Source organism: Gaiella occulta, from assembly GCF_003351045.1.
Taxonomy (GTDB): Bacteria; Actinomycetota; Thermoleophilia; order Gaiellales; family Gaiellaceae; genus Gaiella; species Gaiella occulta.
The window spans coordinates 1-1,460 of sequence record NZ_QQZY01000025.1 but is presented as its reverse complement, the minus strand read 5'-3'; the positions used below and the strand labels follow the sequence as shown (position 1 = coordinate 1,460).

General features: G+C 68.4%; 1 protein-coding gene. It reads left to right on the top strand.

What is annotated here, in order from left to right; all coding sequences use genetic code 11:
• The first annotated feature begins 184 nt into the window (after nucleotides 1-184).
• Entirely contained in the window at nucleotides 185-1,405 is a 1,221-nt protein-coding gene (locus Gocc_RS15545) for an IS256 family transposase (RefSeq protein WP_114797490.1), read from the top strand.
• Nucleotides 1,406-1,460: the final 55 nt, after the last annotated feature.

Genomic DNA, 1,460 nt, shown 5'->3' with positions numbered 1-1,460 from the left:
CGAGTAGCGTCCCAGCTTGTGGTGTACGAGCCGGTTGAGATTCTTTCCGCCGCTGCTGTGGAGCGCGAGCCGTAGGCGAGCGCGGAGCAGTTGCGGCGGGTCGGGGTGGTAGCTGACCACCGTGTCATCCTCGCGAGGTCCTGGAAGACACTCGTAGAGGAGGAGCACGGTGGTCGAGCACACGATGGACGTGTCGGTCTGGTTGCGCAAGCAGCTGCAGGAGGCGCACCCGGATCTGTTGCGGGCGATGGTGAAGGAGATGGCGGAGGCGATGATGAGCGCCGACGCGGACGCGGTCTGTGGTGCCGGCTACGGGGAGCGGTCGCCGGAGCGGGTCAACCGGCGTAACGGCTACCGCGAGCGTGAGTGGGACACACGGGTCGGCTCGATCGAGCTCGCGGTGCCGAAGCTGCGGGAGGGCAGCTACTTCCCCGACTGGCTTTTGCAGCCGCGGCGGCGGGCCGAGCAGGCGTTCGTGTCGGTGATCGCCGACGCCTATCTCGCCGGCGTCTCGACTCGGCGGGTCGAGAAGCTGGTGCAGCAGCTCGGGGTCGAGCGGATGTCGAAGAGCCAGGTCTCGAGGTTGGCGAAGTCGCTCGATCAGATCGTGGAGGACTTCCGCAGCCGCCCCCTGGACGGAGCCCCCTACGCCTACGTGACGCTCGATGCGTTGGTGGTGAAGTGCCGCGAGGGCGGCCGCACCGTCAACGTCTGCGTCGTCCACGCCGTCGGCGTCAACAGGGACGGCTTCCGCGAGTCATTGGGCCTCGACGTCGTCACGAGCGAGGACGGCGCCGCCTGGCTCGCGTTCCTACGCTCACTGGTTGCGCGCGGGCTCAGCGGCGTTCAACTCGTGACCAGCGACGCCCACCCCGGCCTCGTCGACGCGATCGCGGCCACCCTGCCGGGCGCGGCTTGGCAGCGTTGCCGCACCCACTTCATGCGCAACCTGCTCACCAGGGTGCCCAAGAGCGCCCAGTCGTTCGTGGCGGCGATGGTCAGGACGATCTTCGCGCAGCCCGACGCCGAGATGGTCCGCGAGCAGCACGCCCGGATCGTCGACCAGCTCGAGACGAGCTTCCCCGACGCGGCGGCGCTGCTGGCGGAAGCGGAAACGGATCTGCTCGCCTTCACCAGCTTCCCGAAGGAGCACTGGCGGCAGCTCTGGAGCAACAACTCGCTCGAGCGGCTCAACAAGGAGATCCGCCGCCGCACCGACGTCGTCGGCATCTTCCCCGACCGCGCCGCGATCATCCGCCTCGTCGGCGCCGTCCTCGCCGAGCAGAACGACGAATGGGCCGTCGCCAGCCGCCGCTACATGAGCGTCGAATCCATCGCCAAAGCGCGCACCGAGCCGCCGGCCGACGAACCCAAGGAGGTGATCGCCATCGCCGCAGCCGCATAAACGTCAAGCGAGGATGACGCAGTCAACGTCGTACACCACTTGACGGGACGTGGCC

What these genes read in the sequence shown, in the direction of transcription:
- Gocc_RS15545 (WP_114797490.1), top strand. Translation starts at nt 185, where the DNA reads ATGGACGTGTCGGTCTGGTTGCGCAAGCAGCTGCAGGAGGCGCACCCG.